Genomic DNA, 17,693 nt, shown 5'->3' with positions numbered 1-17,693 from the left:
GACCGTCACACCTCCAGGTCGTCGCCCGATCCCCCGGTGTCCCCGCCGGTGCCGCCGTCGTCCTCGGCCGGTGGGGTGTTGGCCAGCCCCAGAGCCTTGCGTGCGGTGACCGACAGGTCGGAGTCCTCCAGTTCCAGGGCCTCGCCGTAGTGCAGGTAGAAGGCGTCCACGTCGGCCGCCACGGCCGCCTTCGCCCACGGCAGCACCAGTGCCTTGGCCTCCTTGGCGACGGCCTCGACGGGCTTCTGGGCATCGGCGGGCCACGTGTGGCCGCGCAGCAGCCGGGCCTCGTCGTCGAGCGCGGCCGCCACCTGCGCGGCCCACTCCTTGTTGGCCTTCAGATCGTCCTCGGGCAGGTCCTCGGGCACCGACTCCATGGCGGCCTGTGCGCCGTTGACCGCCTTCAGGTAGGCGAGTTGGTCCGCGTCGAGCGTCGTCTCGTCGTTGCGCAGCGAGCCGCCCTCCATGGCCACGTCACTGTCCGTGTTGCCGAACGCGCAGGTGATCTCGCGGTCGCCCAGATCCCAGCTCTCCGCGGACGGCACGACGTAGTAGACGTCCACGTCGTCCGGGACGGCCCAGGCGTCCATGGCGTAGGCGGACCGGAGCGCGTAGCACTTGTCCTCGGCGGTGGCGGTGACCGACGCGTCGCCGGGGAAGTCACCGCTCGGCAGCACGACGACCGCGAACACCTCGCCGTCGTGCGCGCCCGCGCAGGACACCTCGTCGAGGTCGTACGTCGAGCCCTCCAGGCCGGTCGGCGAGTCGAAGCACTCGCCCTTGGCAGGCGAACTGGTACTGCTCGCCGCGTCCTTGAACCCGTCCCAGAACTCCGACATACCGTTCGTGGCGAGCGCCAGCACCCACAGGGCGAGCCCGAGGGACGACAGCACGGACCCGACGACGGCCATGGCCTTCCCGCGCTCGCCCCGCTTCTTGATCTGCCGCAGCGCGATCAGCCCGAGGACCAGCCCCACGGCCGGCAGACAGCACAGGACACCGAGGACGAGAGCGGCGATGGCGAGCCCGTTGACGGGCGCCGGCTGGTTGTACGGGCTGTAGCCCTGGCCCCAGCCCTGGTAGGGCGCCTGGGGATACGGACCGTAGGGAGCGCCGTACGGCCCCGGTGCGGACGGCGGAGGCGGCGGGTACTGGCCCTGCGGGTACTGACCCTGCGGGTACGGCCCTTGGGATTCCTGAGGCTGGTAGGGCCCAGGGGGCGGGGGTATGGACACGAGTACCGTGCTTCCTGGTTCGGGCGGCGGGGCCGGGACGAAGACCGTGACGAGGCCGTACAGAACTGACGTACGCCAGGCCGCATGGTAAGCGCGGGGCTGATGGGGGCGGAATGCCGGTCACGAATACGACGATCCGGGCGGCGAACGCGCTGACCGCGAGGTGGGCGGGGTCGGCGGAGGGCGGGACGGTGTTCTCGGCGCCGGGCGTCTGGCCGTTGCTGGCCTTTCTGGCGGACGGGGCAACGGGGGCGGCGCGGGCGGAAATGGCGCAGGCGCTCGGGGTACCGGCCGGTCAAGCGGCCGCCGCGGCCCGGGAGTTGCTCGCCGCGATGGCGCACATCCGCGGTCTGGACACGGCCGTCGGGCTGTGGACCGAGCGCACGCTGGAGCCTCGGAAGGAGTGGGAGGCGGGACTGCCGACGGGGACGCGCGGGGTGCTCACGGGAGACACGGCGGCCGACCAGAAGGCGCTGGACGCGTGGGCGGCCAAGCGGACGGACGGCATGGTCGAGCGCATGCCGGTCGCGCTGACGGACCGTACGAAGCTGGTGCTGGCGAGCGCGCTGGCCCTGCGGACGGAGTGGCTGCGCCCTTTCCGGGAAGGTCCGCTGATGCCGCAGACCGGGCCCTGGCGGGGCCGAGTGCTGCGGGGTCTGCGCCGGAGCAGCGCGCTGCTGGACCGGGTCGGCGTGGCGGACACGCCCCACGGTCATGTCACCGAGCTGAAGGTGCTGGGCGACACCGCCGTCGACGTCCACCTGCTGCTCGGCGAGGAGGGGATGACGCCCGGGCGGGTGCTCGGGGCGGGCGTGGATGTCCTGGCCCGCCGGAGTCCGGTCGTGCCGGGGCCTGAACTCCCGTACGGGGAGGTGGGTCCGGGTGTGCACGTGGTGAAGGAGCGCCGGGCGCGGCCCCTGCCGCCGACGCTGGAAGTGGTGACCCCGGCCTTCCACCTGAACGCGCGGCACGATCTGCTGAAGCTGCCCCGGGTGTTCGGCCTCTCCACCGCGACGGACACCTCGACCGGCCACTTCCCCGGCATCAGCGCTCTTCCCCTGGCCATCGGCTCGGCCCGGCAGTGCGCGACGGCGACGTTCGGCGGACTGGGCTTCCGTGCCGCGGCCGTGACGGCCGTCGCCGCGCACCCGGGCAGCGCTCCGCCCGCCCTTCGCTGGACCACCACCACCGTCCGGGCCGCCTTCGACCGCCCCTTCGGCTTCCTCGCCGTGCACCGCGCGACGCGGCTCGTCCTCGCGGCGGGCTGGGTCACGGACCCGAGGCCCTTCCGCGAGGACGAGTACTGAAGAGGACGAGTACTGAAGGGATGAACCGTCAGAACTGCAACGCCCAGGCGTCGATCCGCCCGACGTCCTGCGCCGCGTTGTCGCCGACCCGCAGCCGCCACGTGCCGTTCGCGACCTCGGAGGAGGCGTTCACCGAGTACGTGGTGTCGATGTTGTCCGAACTGCCTCCGGCGCCGTACGCCTTGAGGGTGTACGCCGTGCCGTCGGGGGCGACCAGCTGGACCTGGAGGTCACCGATGTAGGTGTGGACGATGTGGACCTCGACGGCCAGGGCCGAGGGCGCGTTGCCGGTGACTCCGGAGACGGTCACCGGGGACTCGGCGGTGGAGTTGTCGCTGATCGCGTAGTCCCCGGTGTTCTCGAAGCGAGGGCCGGGCGGGGTGGTCGTACCGCCGCCGACGTACAGGAGCCGGTTGGGTGAACCGGTGCCGGGGCTCGTGACCACGCCGGTGGTGGCGGCGGCCGTCAGCGCGGCGGAGACCTGGGCGGGGGTGGCGGCCGGGTTGTCGGCCAGGTGGAGGGCCGCGGCTCCGGCGACGTGCGGGGTCGCCATGGACGTACCGGAGATGGTGTTGGTGGCCGTGTCGCCGGTGTTCCAGGCCGAGGTGATGGACGAGCCGGGCGCGAACAGGTCCAGGACCGAGCCGTAGTTGGAGTAACTGGCGCGGGCGTCGCCGGAGGTGGTGGCGCCGACGGTGATCGCCTCGGTGACGCGGGCGGGCGACCTGGTGGAGGCGTTGACGTTCTCGTTGCCGGCCGCGACCGCGAAGGTGACGCCGGAGGCGACGGCGTTGCGTACGGCCGTGTCGAGGGCGGTGTCCACGGTGCCGCCGAGGGACATGTTGGCGACGGCCGGCTTGACCGCGTTCCGGGCGACCCAGTCGATACCGGCGACGACCTGGGCGGTCGTACCGGAACCGGAGTTGTTCAGCACCCGCACGCCGACGATCTTCGCCTTCTTGGCCACCCCGTAGGCGGTGCCGGCGACCGTGCCGGCGACGTGGGTGCCGTGGCCGTTGCCGTCCTGGGCGGTGTTGTCGTTGTCGATCGCGTCGTAGCCGTAGGAGGCGCGGCCGCCGAAGTCGCTGTGCGTGATGCGGACGCCGGTGTCGACGATGTACGCGGTCACGCCCTGCCCGGCGGAGTCCGGGTAGGTGTACGAGCTGTTCAGCGGCAGGTTGCGCTGGTCGATCCGGTCCAGGCCCCAGGAGGGCGGGCTGGGCTGGGTCGCCGCGATGCGGAAGGTGCGGTTCTGCACGACGGAGGCGACGGCCGGGTCCGCGGCCAGCTGCTTCGCCTCGGCCTCGGAGGCCTCTACCGCGTAGCCGTTCAGAGCCTTCGTGTACGTCCGCTCGATGTCGGCACCGTACTTCTCGGCCAGGGTCCGCCCCTGGGCGGTACCGGCACGCGCCTGGTCCGCCTTCAGGGTCACGATGTAGCTGTCGGCGACGGCGTTCGCGGCGCCCTTGTACTGGATACGGTCCTCGGAAGCGCCGGGTGCGGCACCCGCGGGGAGAGCGGAGACGAGGCCCGCGACGAGCACCGCGGTGGCCATGGCGCTGATCGTGGCCAGTCTTCGCCGGGTTCGACGCATCACTGCCATGTGAGGGGTCCTCCTCAATTGGTGGTGCGCTGGTGGGGATGGTGCGGTGGTGGGGATGGTGGTGCACGCGCAACAGAGCCCGACGCCGTTTACGGCAGGAACATGTCAATCTCCGTGCCGCCCCTGTGCGTCAGCCGAAAGATTGGGGCTTGCGAAGGAATTGCACAAGGGCCCTGCACGAACGAAGGGACGGATCGGTCCGATGCTCGCGGCGCAGGCGACCCGGCCGACCCGGCGACCACAGGGGCGTGACATAACATCAACCTCCGTTCTCACTTGGCCACTTACTCCCCAGGGCTGCTCGCATGCAAGACAGAGACACGGCGGACGCCGGCTCCGCGAATGACGACGCGTCCTCGTCATTCGCGGACGACCTGATCGAGAGTGTCCTTCCCGACGCAGCCGACACGGACCGGCGCCGGCGGAACCGGAAGGTCCTCATCAGCGTGGGCTGGGTGGTCGTCAGCTCGCTCGTGCTGTTCCTGCTGACGAAGAGCATCGACTGGCTGACCTCGGAGCACGACGCGAGGGTGACGAGCGAGGCCGACGACAAGGTCGACCGGGAGGGGCCCGCGTTCTCCGCCAGCGTCCGGCAGGACACCGAATACCCCGAGGCCTCGCTCTACAACGCCCCGTTCTCCGATCAGGAGAAGCGGCAGATCCTCGGCCCGCGCCCGGACCTGGGCCCGTTCGACAAGGCCCACGGCGCACGCAGCGTCTTCTACTCCGACGTCTGGCACGCCTCGACACGTTCGGAGTGGTGGGGCTACTCCGAAGCCTGGCTGGCGGACCTCATCAGCGACCGGCAGGCCGCCCTCGTGATCAACGGCATGCGGATGAAGGGCGTCCGGTGCACCCCGGCCAAGGCCAACACGGTGATCATCACCCACGGTGAGGGCGAGGGCAGCTACAGCGGAATGCTCTTCGACGTGACGCGCTCCACCAGCACCCCCCTGATCACCGGGAGCGACGAACAGCACTACGGCGAGCCGTACTTCGCGCACAAGAAGATCGACCTCGGCAACGGCGCCACACCTGGAGGCCTGCGCATCCAGGTCACGTCCGGGACCAAGGACTGCACCTGGAAGGCGTTCGAGGTCACCTACGTCGACTCGGACGGAACCCACACTCAGGACATCACGAACAACGGCAAGCACTTCGCGGTGCACGGCATCGCGGAACACCCCAAGCAGGTGTACGAGTTCACCGTCACCGGCATGGCGGAGTGCGGTCCGCTGGAGCGAGGGCGCTACGAATGCCCGGGATGGTGACGAAGATGATCACATGGAAGCGGAGCCTGACCGCGGCCGGTGTCCGGGAACCGGAGCTGCGCAGCGACTACGACGACGGGCGTCGGCTGGTGGCGCGGTTCCGCCGCAGTTCCTACCTGGCGGCCCGTCTGCTGCTGCCGCCGTCGGTGCTGCCGCACGTGGTGGCCGCGACGGCCGTGATGCACCACGGGGACAACCTGCTGGACACCGGCCCGAAGCCGCAGCGGACCGCGGCGTGGGCGTCCTGGGAGCGTCGGGTGCGCGAGGCGCTGGAAACGGGGATGTCCGACGAACCGCTGATCCGCACGTTGCTGCACACCGTCGCCGCGTGTCCACGGCTTCGGGGGGTGGTGGAGGAGTACCTGTCCACCGCCGGCGCCGAGCTGGAGTTCACCGGCTTCGACTCCGAGGCCGACTACCAGGCCTACGTGGACGCCTACTCACTGCCCGCCTTCATGCTGGTCGCCGTACTGCTGGGCCCTGAGGACGATGACGGCCGGTACCGGGCGATGTGCCGGACGCTCATCGACGGCAGCCAGCGACTGGACTTCGTCAATGATCTCGCCGAGGACGTCGCGGAAGGGCGGCCGGGCATTCCGGCTCAGACCCTGGCGCGTTTCTCGGTCACGGCGGCGGACCTCGCGACGGGGCACGAGTCGCCGGGCCTGCGCCTGTTGGTGGAGCACGAGGTCGGCGCGGCCCGGGCCGCCCTGGAGGCAGCCCGCGAGGCAGCCCAAGGGCTTGCCACCCAGGTCTCGGCCTCCGGCCTGGCCCTGCTGAACGCATTCGTCGAGATCGAGCTGCTGACCGCCGACGCGGCCCTGGCCCGCGGAGCGGCGCTCCTGCACGGCTCCGCGAGCCCTCCGCTGCTGAGCACGCTGCGGGTCCTGCGAAATGCTCGCCGGACCGTGAGCGGCCGCCGCACGTTCGAAGGCGAGCGCAGGAGATCCGAGCCCCCGCGCCGCGCCGCGTAATCCAGCGGGCCGCGAGGATCACGATCTCTTTCTCGGCAACCGCCGCTCCCGCTCGACGTGCGCGTACCTTCCCGGGACAACCGACTGACCTTGAACCCCACCGGCCTTGTCCATCATGAAGAGCGTGTCTACAGGGAGATCGGGTTCGCGCCGTACTCGTCGCGCAGGGCGGTGAGCACGTCATCCAGGCCGGGCACCTGGGCTTCGCTGCCCGGGCGCCAGGCCACCCCTATGGAGACCGTGATCCGCGGTGCGCCCAGCGGCACCAGCCGGTAGTCCGGGGAGCCGAAGACCCTGGCCGCCGGATGGTTGGGGCCGCCCGGCGTGAGGTTGAGGGCTCCGGTCCGTGACACCTGCGTGGCCACCTGTATGACATCGGTGTGCGGGAGGTCGATGATCCGGGTGATGCCGGCGGCGAGCATGGCCGCTCGAATTCCACCCATGAAGAAGGGATGCACCTTCGGCGATGCCATCAGGAATTCCCGGTGCCGCAACTCCGAGAGGGTCAGTGAATCGCGCCCGGCGAACTCGTCATCGGCTCGCATGGCCACCGCGTACGGGCCGCGGCCGACGGTCAGGCTGCTCAGATCCGGCACGCCGATCGGAAGGTGGACGACCGCGAGGTCGAGGCCGTCGCCGGCGAGTTCGGCCAGCAGTTCCGCGGAGGGAGCGGGCATGAGCGGCAGCTCGACATCCGGTGCCGCCTTGTGGAAGGCGTCCAGGACCGCGTCGACGACCAGCGGAGCCGCCAGCGGCGCCACCCCGAGCCTGCAGCGGCGGCGCCGGTAGGCCTCGGGGTCCTGGGAGAGGTGTTTCAGGGCGTCGAACCGCTTCAGGACCTCGCGGGCCGGCTCGAGGAAGTCCAGGCCGAAAACCGTCAGCCGGACGCGGTGGTATTCACGGATGAACAGATCCGATCCGAGCTCGTGTTCCAGTTCCCTGATGCGCCGGCTCAACGGTGACGGGGTGACGTGCAGACGCTCCGCGGCGCGTCCGAAGTGCAGCTCGTCGGCTACTGCCACGAAACAGCGGAGCTGCTGGATGTCCACATTGCCCAGTAGATCACCGGGATCCCGCCACGGCTACGGTCGGGCACGACCGGAAGCACATTGCGGTTACGAGCACGTGCACGTGCGGAAATCGGCCATGGGCAGGGGCGCGGGCGGAGTGTCACGATGACGCCGGCGCCGTTAACAGCACGGTAACGCGGGATGACCCGAGCCGCCGGACCGGCGGACAACCGGGTCCGCGTCCCCGCGCACCTACCGCTCTTTCCCACCCCCTGACGGGACTCCCCAGGTCATCCGGCATGCCCGGACGCCTCGGCGACCCCGGACGGGGCCGAAGCGCACGGAAGGAACGTGGTGACCTATGGCAGCTCACCGTGAGACCGGACCAGGACCTCTGTCCGGGGTTCGAGTGGTCGACATGACCGACAGCCGTGGGGAGACCGCCGGCCGGTTCCTTGCCGACCTCGGAGCCGACGTGATCCTCGTCGAGCCACCCGAGGGCGCCGCCGCCCGGCGCCTGCCCCCGCTGATGGGCGACATCAGCCTGTACTTCGCGACGCACAACGCCAACAAACGCGGCGTCACGCTCGATCCGCGCGTGGACACCGACCGTGCGCGACTGCTGACGCTGCTGGACAGCGCCGACATCTGGATCGAGTCGGGCGCCCCCGGCGCCACGCGCGGACCGGGGCTGGACTTCGCGGCGGTGGCCGCTCGCAACCCCCGGCTGGTGACCGTCTCCATCACCGACTTCGGCCACACCGGCCCGTACCGCGACTACTGCGCGACCGAGCGCGTCCACTGGGCGCTCGGCGGCGTCCTGTCGCGCTCCGGCCTCCCCGGACAGCCACCGCTGCTGCCCCCCGGCTCCCTGGCCACGGAGTCCGCGGCCCTCCAGGCGGCCTGGTACGCCGTACTCGCGTACCTCAACCGGCTGGACACCGGGCACGGCGACCATATCGACTTCTCGCTCCACGAGGCCGTGGCCCAGGTCCTCGACCCCGGCTACGGCATCGGTGGCTCGGCCACCGGCGGCCGCCGGGCCAGCGAACTCCCCAGGGGCCGCCCCGACGCGCGGCACATGTATCCGATCTTCCCGTGCGCCGACGGCCACGTCCGGATCTGCGTCCTCAGCCCTCGGCAGTGGCGCGGCATGCGGGCCTGGCTCGGCGAGCCGGAGGAGTTCGCGGATCCGAAGTACGAGTCGCTGGGTACGCGGTTCCAGGCCGCCGGCCGGATCCACCGGCTCATCGGGGAGCTGTTCCAGGACAGACCACGGGATGAGCTCGTACGGGAGGGGCAGCGGCTGGGCGTACCGATCGCCTCCGTCCTCACTCCCGGCGAGGCGCTGGAGGCAGGGCACTACCTGGAGCGAGGCGCACTGACCGACGTCGAAGTGGCGCCCGGCCTCGATGCCCGCGTACCGACCGGCTTCCTCGAACTCGACGGCACTCGGGCGGGTTTCCGGCACCGGGCGCCGCTGCTCGGCGAGCACAACGCGGAGGTCTTCGCGGAGCCGGCCCGTACGGCGTACGCCACCACGCCGCCCGCCCCCGAGCAGAAGGCCACCCCCCAGCAGGAGCGCGCCACCGAGCAGGAGTCCGCCGCCCGACGGCACCCGCTCAACGGGCTGCGGGTCCTCGACCTGGGCGTCATCGTGGCCGGGGCCGAGCTGGGACGGCTCCTCGCCGATCACGGCGCCGACGTCATCAAGGTGGAGAACCGGGCGTTTCCCGACGGCGGCCGCCAGTCGATCACCGGGGAGGCCATCACCGCCTCCTTCGCCTGGGGCCATCGCAACAAGCGCGGCCTCGGCATCAACCTGCGCTCACCGGAAGGCGTCGAGCTGTTCAAGCGGCTCGCCGCCGGAGCCGACATCGTCCTGTCCAACTTCAAGCCCGGCACGATGGACTCCCTCGGCCTCGGCCACCAGGAGCTGTCGAAGCTCAACCCGCGGATCGTCATGGCCGACACCAGCGCCTTCGGCTCCTGGGGCCCGTGGAGCGACCGCATGGGATACGGACCGCTGGTACGGGCTTCCACCGGACTCACCGAGCTGTGGCGCTACCCCGGTATGGAGGACGGCTTCAGCGACGCCATCACCATCTACCCCGACCACCTCGTCGGCCGGGTCGGCGCCGCCGCCGTGCTGGCCCAGCTCGTCGCCGTACGCCGCACCGGGCGCGGTGGCACCGTCAGCGTCTCGCAGGCGGAGGTCATCCTCACCGCCATGTCGGACCTCCTGCTCGGCGAAGGGCTGAATCCCGGGTCTCTCACCGCCCAGGGCAACGTGGGTGTCTCGGACGCCCCTCAAGGCCTGTACGCCTGCGCGGGCGACGACGAATGGTGCGCCGTCGAGGTCAGGGACGACGACGACTGGCAGCGCCTCACCGCCGTGATCGGCCGGGCCGACCTGTCCGGGGACCCCCGGCTGAGCACCGCCGAGGGCCGCCTCGCACACCGCCAGGAGATCGACGAGGCGCTGTCGCGCTGGACCGCCGGGCACGAGCCGCGCAAGGTCATGGAACTGCTCCAGCAGGCCGGCGTCCCGGCCGGCGCGATGCGGCGGGTGCCCGAGCTGACGAGCGACCCGCAGCTGACGGCCCGCGGCTTCTTCGGCGTACTGCGGCAGCCGGGCATCGACGAGGACCTGCCCACCGAGGCGCGGCCCGCGCTGTCCCGGCGGATCGCCGACCCGCCGCTGCGCCCCGCTCCCCACCAGGGCGAACACACCAGGGAGCTGTGCCGGGAGTGGCTGGGCCTCACCGAACACGAAATCGACACGCTGGCGGCCGCCGGTGTGCTGGAAGAGGGAGAGTCCGCGTGAACAACGACACCGTCGCACCCCCCGTACTGGTGGAGCGCCAGGACCACATCATGATCGTGACGCTCAACCGCCCCGAGGCCCGCAACTCGGTGAACCTGGAGGTCACCCTCCGGGTCGGCGAAGCGCTGGAGGAGGCCGACCAGGACCCGGACGTGTGGGTCGTGGTGGTGACCGGCGCCGGGGACAAGGCGTTCTGCGCCGGAGCCGACCTCAAGGCGGTGGCGCGCGGCGAGGCGTTCTTCCCGGAGGGCAAGGAGCACTGGGGCTTCGCGGGTTACGTCTCCCACCACATCAGCAAGCCCACCATCGCCGCCGTGAACGGCTTCGCGCTCGGCGGCGGCACCGAGATCGCACTCTCCAGCGATCTGGTGGTGGCCGCCGACACCGCGCACTTCGGCCTCCCCGAGGTCAAGCGCGGCATCATCGCCGGCGCCGGCGGCGCCTTCCGGCTCGCCGCGCAGCTCCCCACGAAGATCGCCATGGAGCTGCTGCTCACCGGCGACCCGGTGGACGCCGCCACCGCGCAGGGACTCGGGCTGGTCAACCGTGTCGTCCCACAGGACAAGGTGCTCGACGAGGCGCTGGCCCTCGCCGAGCGGATCACCGTCAACGCGCCACTGTCGGTGCAGGCCAGCAAGCGCATCGCGCTCGGGATCGTCGACGGAAAGGTCGCTTCCGAGGAGGCCGCGTGGCGGCTCAACGAGGCCGAGATCAAGGTGCTGATGGCGTCGGAGGACGCCAAGGAGGGCCCGCGCGCCTTCGCCGAGAAGCGCGCCCCGGTCTGGCGGGCCCGCTGACGCGCGGCGCCCGGCGCGGCATACCCGCGGCGGGTGAAGGGCGGAGCTCCGCGATGACCGCGACCGGGACGCCGCCGCCCCGGACTCCAGCCGCGACCAGGACCACGGCCCCGACCCGGACCACGGCCCCGACAACCAGTGAAGGAGACCCCACGTGAACGACACGTCAGGAGCCGGATCGCGCCGACCGGTGATCGCCGGACTCGGTCTCACCGAGATGGGCAAGGTGTACGGCCGCTCCCCCGCCGAGTTCGCCGCCGACGCCGTGCGGCGCGCGGCCCAGGACGCCGGACTGCGGCTGTCCGACATCGATGGCCTGCTGTTCAGCAACGGAGTCGGCGGAGGAGTGGGGCTGACGCTCCAGCGCGAGCTCGGACTGCGGGACCTGCGCATGCTGTCGGAGGTCCAGGCGTACGGGTCGACGGCGGGCGCGATGGTGCAGTACGCGTCCATGGCCGTCCAGTCCGGCATGGTCGACACGGTGGCCTGCGTCTTCGCGGACGCGCCGCTGCGGGAGAAGGGCTCGGCCGGGGCCGTGTACAGCTCCGGTCTGAAGTTCACCGGCTGGCAGCTGCTGGACTTCGCGAGCGGCCTCTCCGGCGCCAACCCGATGTACGCGCTGGCCGCCCGGCGGCACATGGACACCTACGGTACGACCAGCGAACAGTTCGCCCATATCGCGGTGGCCCAGCGCGCCTGGGCGGCGAAGAACCCGCTGGCCCAGATGCGTGAGCCGATCACCGTCGAGGACCACCAGAACTCCCGCATGATCTCCGATCCGTTCCGCCTGCTGGACTGCTGCCTGGTCAGCAACGGAGGGGCCGCCGTCATCGTCACCTCGGCCGACCGGGCCGCCGACCTGCGGCAGCCGGCCGTGCACGTGCTCGGCTGGGGGCAGGCGCACCCGGGCTACGAGATGGGCCGCGGCACCGACTTCGGGCTGGTCAGCGGGGCGGCCACAGCCGGGCCCGCGGCGATGAAGATGGCCGGGGTCGGCCCGGCCGACATCGACATCGCGGAGATCTACGACTGCTACACGTACACCGTCCTCATCACCCTCGAGGACTACGGCTTCTGCGCCAAGGGCGAGGGCGGCGCCTTCGTCTCCAGCGGGGTGCTGGGCCCTGAGGGCTCGTTCCCGCTCAACACCGGGGGCGGCGAGCTGTCCTCGTACTACATGTGGGGCATGACCCCGCTCTCCGAGGCCGTCATCCAGGCCCGCGGACAGGGCGGCGAGCGCCAGGTGGCCAAGAACGACCTCGTCCTCGTCAGCGGCAACGGCGGCGTCCTCGACCACCACTCGACGCTCGTCCTCAGCCCCCACCCGCACAGCTGAAGGGAGACCGCGATGACGGTCGGCATCATGCAACGGGACCCCGCCACGACGGAGTTCTTCGACGGTACGGCCAGGGGCGAGCTGTTGATCCGCCGCTGCGCCGACTGCGGCCACCACAGCGCGCCGCGCTGCGAAACCTGTCCGGCCTGCGGCTCGGCGGCACTCGACCGGGTACCGGCCAAGGGCACCGGGACGATCGCCTCCTGGACGCTGGTCCATGGTCGCCCGCCGCGCGACGGCGGGCCCGCTCCGGTCACCGCCGTGGTCGTCGTCGAACTCGACGAAGGCCCCTGGCTGCACTCACAGGTCATCACCGACGCCCCGCAGGAGGTACGCACCGGCTTCCGGGTGGCCGTGGACTTCGAGCGCCCCGAAGGTGGGGAAGCGATACCTGTCTTCCGGTTGGCACCGGACGCCGTGTCCGCGTAGGCCCTCCCCCTTCCCCCTCTTCTCCGCCTCTCGTCCGCCCTCTCCCCTCCCCCGTCTTCCCTCCCGCCCACGCCAGGAGCACGCATGTCCGACAACGAAGGCATCACAGCAGGCGGAAGCTCCGACTTTCTCCTCTACATCGACGGCGAGTTCACGCACCCGCTGTCGTCCGCCACCATCCCCGTCGTCGAAGCCGCCACCGAGCAGCTGCTGGGGCACATCCCCGACTCCTCCGCCAAGGACGTCGAGCGCGCCGTCGACGCCGCCCGGCGGGCCCGGTCCGGCTGGGCGGCCACCGACCCGGCCGAGCGCGCCGCGCTGATGGAGCGGCTGGCCGAGGAGGTGGAGCGGCGCGGCAAGGAGATCAGCGAGACGGTCTCCCGGCAGAACGGCATGCCTCTGATGCTGTCCCGGATGTCCGAGGTCGATTCGGTGGCGGGCACGCTGCGTTACTACGCGTCCCTGGCCCGTGCAGGCTTCGACGACGAGAAGCGCCCGGCGCTGGCCTTCCCGGGCGATGTGCGCATTCAGCGGGAACCGGTGGGTGTGGTGGCGCTCATCGTGCCGTGGAACTACCCGCTGGGCCTCACCGCCATGAAGCTGGCCCCGGCGCTGGCGGCCGGCTGCACCGTGGTGCTCAAGCCGGCGCCGGAGACCTCGCTGGACACCAGGTATCTGATGGAGGCGGTGCACGCGGCCGGCCTGCCCGCCGGTGTCGTCAACCTGGTGACCGGCGGGCGGGACACCGGCGAGGCCCTGGTCCGCCACCCGGGCGTCGACAAGGTCGCCTTCACCGGCTCGACGGCGGCGGGGCGTGCCATCGGCGCCCTCTGCGGCGAGGCCCTCAAGCCCGTCACGCTGGAACTCGGCGGGAAGTCGGCCGCCGTGGTGCTGCCGGACGCGGACCTCTCCCAGATGCTGCCGGGTCTCGCCTTCCTGTCCTTCGCCAACAACGGCCAGTCGTGCTTCCTCAACTCGCGGGTGCTGGCGCCGCGGGAGCGCTACGACGAGGTCGTCGACGGACTCGCCCAGCTCGCGCAGTCCTTCAAGCTCGGCAATCCCCTGGACGCGGACACCACGATGGGCCCGCTCGTCAGCGACCGGCAGCGACAGCGCGTGGAGTCGTACATCGCCGTCGGCCGGACCGAGGGGGCGCGGGTGGTGGCCGGCGGCGGCCGCCCGAGCGGCCTGGACCGGGGCTGGTTCGTCGAACCCACCGTCTTCGCCGATGTCGCCAACACCATGACCGTGGCCCGGGAGGAGATCTTCGGACCCGTGATCTGCGTGATCCCGTACGACACCGAGGACGAGGCCATCGCCATCGCCAACGACTCGGACTACGGGCTGGCCGGCAGCGTGTGGAGTACGGACTCCGCACACGCGCTCTCCGTGGCGAGCCGTATCGAGACCGGCAGCATCGGCGTCAACATGTGGACGCTCGACCCCGGTTCGCCGTTCGGCGGCTGGAAGGCCAGCGGCATCGGCAAGGAGTTCGGCCCCGAGGGCCTTGCCGCGTATCTGAAGACGCGGTCCGTCTTCGTCCCCTCCGTCGCCTAGCCACCTCCTTCCGGTGGCCATCCGTGGGCGACCTCCGTCCCGGACACCGCGGCCCGCGGCCCGAGCCGCGCGGCCCTTCCCCTTCCGTACAGCAGGAGCACCCATGAAGATCACAGCCGCGGTGTCGCACGGACCGCAGGAGCCTTTCGCGATCGAAGAGCTGGACCTCGACGGCCCCCGGGACGGGGAGGTCCTGGTCCGGCTGGTGGCGACCGGCGTGTGCCACACCGACCTCACCATCAAAGGGATGCTGCCGGACGGTCTGGCGTACGTCCTCGGACACGAGGGCGCCGGCGTGGTGGAGGAGGTCGGCCGGGACGTCACCGGTGTGCGGCCCGGCGACCAGGTACTGCTCAGCTTCAACTCCTGCGGCACCTGCCTGCCGTGCTCCGCGGGGCGGCCCGGCTACTGCGACAGCTTCCGGGTGCTCAACACCGGCGGCACCCGGCCCGATGGATCGACCGTGCTGACCAAGGACGGTACGCCGGTCCTCGGCTCCTTCTTCGGCCAGTCCAGCTTCGCCAGCCATGTGATCACCACACCGCAGAACACCGTCGTCGTGCCGGACGACGTCGACCTGCGTATCGCGGCCCCGTTGGGCTGCGGCATCCAGACCGGCGCCGGAGCCGTGCTCAACGTACTGAGACCGGGCGACGGCAGCCGGTTCGTGGTCTACGGGGCCGGCGGTGTCGGACTGGCAGCACTGATGGCCGCCGTGACCACCGGAGCCACGGCCGTCGTCGCCGTCGACCCGGTGCCCGCCCGGCGGGAGCTCGCGCTGAAGCTGGGCGCCACCGCCGTGATCGACCCCGCGGACGGCGACCCCGTGGAAGCGGTGCGGGAACTCACCCAGGGCGGCGCGACCCACGCCCTCGACACGACGGCGAAACCCGCCGTCATCTCGGGCGGCGTCAAGGCGCTCGGCGGCGGGGGAACACTGGTGATGGTCGGCATCGGAGCCCCGGACGTGACCGTCGACGTGCAGGACATGATCTCGGGCGGCAAGTCGCTGCGCGGCAGCATCGAGGGCGACGCCGTGCCCCACGACTTCCTGCCGAGGCTGCTGGAGATGCGTGCCGCCGGGCAGCTCCCCGTGGAGGAACTCATCAGCTTCTACCCCTTCGCGGAGATCAACCGTGCGGTCGACGACACCCGGTCGGGGGCGGCCGTCAAGCCAGTGCTCGTCTTCTGACACCGTTCCCGTTCCCGGTCTCCGTCTCCCTTCCGCGGGGCCGGGCTCTGGCGAGCCCGGCCCCTTCTCCCCAACGTCCACAACCTGATCGCGCTCACCAACTCCCGTTCCTCGCCTGCCATCCGCCACTCACAGTGGCCAAGCGGCCAGCAAATCGCCGGGGCCGTAGGCAGCGTCGAGGCCCGGACAGTCGACGCCGCTGCGCGAGGCCGCCACGACTGGAACAGGTTCGTCGGTGAGGGCGGCCCGGTGCCGATGGAGAGCGGCCAGGTCGTGCCGGTCGAAGGGCGACTGCTCCAGCCACTTGATGGAGCCGACAAAGAGCAGCTCCGTGGCAATGGGAGCGCGGTCCGCCCCGACGATGTCGATCTCAACGTCGTTGGTGCGGGTCCAGTAGCCGCCGACTGCGTGCGCTGCGGGAAGTCGATCGTCGGGCAGTATCCGGGCGAGCGCCTCTCGGATGAGCGGCTCGATCGCCCGGCCGCGCCAGCTGGTCCAGCTCTCCCGGATCCGCGCCAACGTCAGATCGCCCCGCCCTCGCTCGATCTCCTCCATGGACGGGCCGAGCAGGTGCAGCCAAAACCGCAGGTAGGGATCTGTCACCCGGTAACGGCGATCCTTCGACGGACGCAGCGACACGGGCAGCTCCGCGGTGACGATCCGCTTGTTCGTGAGCAGCTCCAGCGCTCGCTGCAGGGGCGTGGCCCCGATCCCGCCGGCCGCACGGGCGATATTGGTGAAGGTCCGCTCGCCACTCCGGTTGTCGCTCATGATCACGAGTCATGGACTTGCATGTCGAGAACCGGGCGACACTGGGCCGGTCGCACAGAGCAGGGCCAAGGCCGGCATCCCGAACGAACGCGACACCACCGAGGGTCATGCCTGCGTCGTTGGCGATGTTCACCCTCTCGTTGTCCAGGTGGCTGCCGAGGAGGCGGTCGGCGATCTCGCCCTGGAGCGCGGACTCCAACAGCCGCTCGGTCAGCTGCTGAACCAGCCCACAGTCACGGCCAGGAACGCCCCTCCTACGGAGTTGCGGCCCACGAACCAGCACGGGAGCCTCACTGGCATCCCAGCACCATTCCCTGCACGGGAACTGACCAGAGGCCCGACCTCGAAAGATCAGACCCCTTCTGACCTGCAGGTCTGCCAGACCATCAACGTGGTGGTGAGTCACCCGGCTACACGTTGAAGCGGAACGTTTGAAACACCGCTCCGACCTGCGAAAACGCGGTTCCCGGGGGCCGAGGTCAGCACAGAATCAGCACGGGAGCTCTGTTCCAGCACGAGGCAGCTCAAGACTCGGCGGGGTTGAGGGACGCGGGCCGTCGGCGTTCTGATACGCCGATGCCGTGGGCGTTCCTCCCTGCCGCGCCTGCACGGCGAAGAGCACCACCTCTCGACCACGCTTTGGCGGTGGCGGTCAGCCGTGCGGCGCCGTCAGTTACCGGTCAGTGACCGTCCCCGGTGATCGGTGCGAACGCGGCTGCGGTGACCCTGAAGCACGGGTCCAGGGCCGCCCACTGTTCCGTCAGCAGCGCGTCCGCGTCCTGGGCGGAGGTGTTCAGGTCGAGGTGGTGCCGCGCGGTCGACATCGAATCCCCGTCCGACCGGTAGGTGCTGAGCATGACCGCCTGCCCGGAGTTCGCCCAGCGCGACGACGCCTGGTGTCCGGGCTCTCACGATCGCCCTCGGGTCGGCGTGCCGCACCGAGCCAGGACCGTCGGCCGGCACGGTCCACGACGGCGGTGATCCGAGGCGTGTGGATCGGCACATCCGGCTCGTAGCCGAGATCCTCCAGGGCACTGCCCGGTGCAAGTCCCTTCGCCAGCCGGGCCGGTGACCTCCGCCGTCTGTTCGCCGTTGCCGTAGACGGTCCACCACTCGCCCTCGCTCGCGGCGATGTAGTGCCGTAGGGCATCGTGGCCCATGGCACCGACGGGTACGACGGCCAGTTCGCCGGACGGAGCGGAATCAACCCGGCGACCCTGAGAGGCTTCGCTCCGCCCGGTGAGCGCGTACCGGCGGTCAGTTCCCCGTTCAGCGATCCGCCACGGCGTCAACGCACACAAGCGCGGTCGAGGCGAAGAAGTGCCTCAGCGAGTACGGGTGGCACTACGACTTACCTTTCACGGTACATGTAGGTGTTCGCAGT

At 70.9% G+C, this 17,693-nt stretch carries 13 protein-coding genes and 1 pseudogene; 9 read left to right on the top strand and 5 right to left on the bottom strand.

Features of this window, described 5'->3' with window-relative positions; translation table 11 throughout:
- Positions 1–5 precede the first annotated feature (5 nt).
- Positions 6–1,235, bottom strand: a complete 1,230-nt coding sequence (locus QFZ76_RS32980; RefSeq protein WP_307677112.1) for a DUF4190 domain-containing protein — start codon at positions 1,233–1,235, stop codon at positions 6–8.
- 113 nt (positions 1,236–1,348) lie between these two features.
- On the opposite strand from QFZ76_RS32980, the gene QFZ76_RS32975 reads away from it, so the two are divergent.
- Positions 1,349–2,542 (top strand): serpin family protein, encoded by a 1,194-nt coding sequence (locus QFZ76_RS32975; RefSeq protein WP_307677111.1) that lies wholly within the window; start codon positions 1,349–1,351, stop codon positions 2,540–2,542.
- A 28-nt stretch (positions 2,543–2,570) separates the two neighbouring features.
- Here the strand turns inward: QFZ76_RS32975 and QFZ76_RS32970 are convergent, their stop codons facing one another.
- Entirely contained in the window at positions 2,571–4,145 is a 1,575-nt protein-coding gene (locus QFZ76_RS32970; protein WP_307677110.1) for a S8 family peptidase, read from the bottom strand.
- A 305-nt stretch (positions 4,146–4,450) separates the two neighbouring features.
- On the opposite strand from QFZ76_RS32970, the gene QFZ76_RS32965 reads away from it, so the two are divergent.
- Positions 4,451–5,416, top strand: a complete 966-nt coding sequence (locus tag QFZ76_RS32965; RefSeq protein ID WP_307677109.1) for a hypothetical protein — start codon at positions 4,451–4,453, stop codon at positions 5,414–5,416.
- 5 nt (positions 5,417–5,421) lie between these two features.
- The gene (locus QFZ76_RS32960; protein ID WP_307677108.1) at positions 5,422–6,390 is read left to right on the top strand and encodes a squalene/phytoene synthase family protein; all 969 of its coding nucleotides are present in this window, start codon (positions 5,422–5,424) and stop codon (positions 6,388–6,390) included.
- Positions 6,391–6,518: 128 nt separating this feature from the next.
- On the opposite strand, the gene QFZ76_RS32955 is transcribed toward QFZ76_RS32960, so the two are convergent.
- On the bottom strand, positions 6,519–7,439 hold the full coding sequence (locus QFZ76_RS32955) for a LysR family transcriptional regulator (protein ID WP_307677107.1): 921 nt from the start codon (positions 7,437–7,439) through the stop codon (positions 6,519–6,521).
- 322 nt (positions 7,440–7,761) lie between these two features.
- Here QFZ76_RS32955 and QFZ76_RS32950 point away from each other — a divergent pair, with 322 nt between their 5' ends.
- The 6 genes from QFZ76_RS32950 to QFZ76_RS32925 all read left to right on the top strand — a co-directional run bounded on the left by QFZ76_RS32950 (position 7,762) and on the right by QFZ76_RS32925 (position 15,538).
- Entirely contained in the window at positions 7,762–10,227 is a 2,466-nt protein-coding gene (locus QFZ76_RS32950) for a CaiB/BaiF CoA-transferase family protein (protein WP_307677106.1), read from the top strand.
- Positions 10,224–11,024 carry a crotonase/enoyl-CoA hydratase family protein gene (locus QFZ76_RS32945; RefSeq protein ID WP_307677105.1) on the top strand — a complete coding sequence of 267 codons (801 nt, stop codon included), beginning with the start codon at positions 10,224–10,226 and terminating at the stop codon, positions 11,022–11,024. The genes QFZ76_RS32950 and QFZ76_RS32945 overlap by 4 nt, the downstream gene beginning before the upstream one ends.
- A 154-nt stretch (positions 11,025–11,178) precedes the next feature.
- Positions 11,179–12,360 carry a thiolase family protein gene (locus tag QFZ76_RS32940; RefSeq protein WP_307677104.1) on the top strand — a complete coding sequence of 394 codons (1,182 nt, stop codon included), beginning with the start codon at positions 11,179–11,181 and terminating at the stop codon, positions 12,358–12,360.
- A 12-nt stretch (positions 12,361–12,372) separates the two neighbouring features.
- Positions 12,373–12,789 (top strand): Zn-ribbon domain-containing OB-fold protein, encoded by a 417-nt coding sequence (locus QFZ76_RS32935; protein WP_307677103.1) that lies wholly within the window; start codon positions 12,373–12,375, stop codon positions 12,787–12,789.
- 84 nt (positions 12,790–12,873) lie between these two features.
- Positions 12,874–14,346 (top strand): aldehyde dehydrogenase, encoded by a 1,473-nt coding sequence (locus QFZ76_RS32930; protein ID WP_307677102.1) that lies wholly within the window; start codon positions 12,874–12,876, stop codon positions 14,344–14,346.
- Positions 14,347–14,449: 103 nt separating this feature from the next.
- Positions 14,450–15,538, top strand: coding sequence for an NAD(P)-dependent alcohol dehydrogenase (locus tag QFZ76_RS32925; RefSeq protein WP_307677101.1), 1,089 nt, complete (start codon positions 14,450–14,452; stop codon positions 15,536–15,538).
- A 129-nt stretch (positions 15,539–15,667) separates the two neighbouring features.
- On the opposite strand, the pseudogene QFZ76_RS32920 reads toward QFZ76_RS32925, so the two are convergent.
- Together QFZ76_RS32920 and QFZ76_RS32915 are read right to left on the bottom strand one after the other, a co-directional pair.
- Positions 15,668–16,300 (bottom strand): annotated as a pseudogene (locus QFZ76_RS32920) (DUF234 domain-containing protein); the annotation flags it as partial.
- A gap of 689 nt (positions 16,301–16,989) precedes the next feature.
- On the bottom strand, positions 16,990–17,166 hold the full coding sequence (locus QFZ76_RS32915; protein WP_307677100.1) for a hypothetical protein: 177 nt from the start codon (positions 17,164–17,166) through the stop codon (positions 16,990–16,992).
- Between the last annotated feature and the right edge of the window lie 527 nt (positions 17,167–17,693).

Source organism: Streptomyces sp. V4I2 (assembly GCF_030817655.1).
GTDB classification, from domain to species: domain Bacteria; phylum Actinomycetota; class Actinomycetes; order Streptomycetales; family Streptomycetaceae; genus Streptomyces; species Streptomyces plumbiresistens.
The sequence above is the reverse complement of the archived record's forward strand: the minus strand, read 5'-3'. Positions and strand labels throughout refer to the sequence as shown.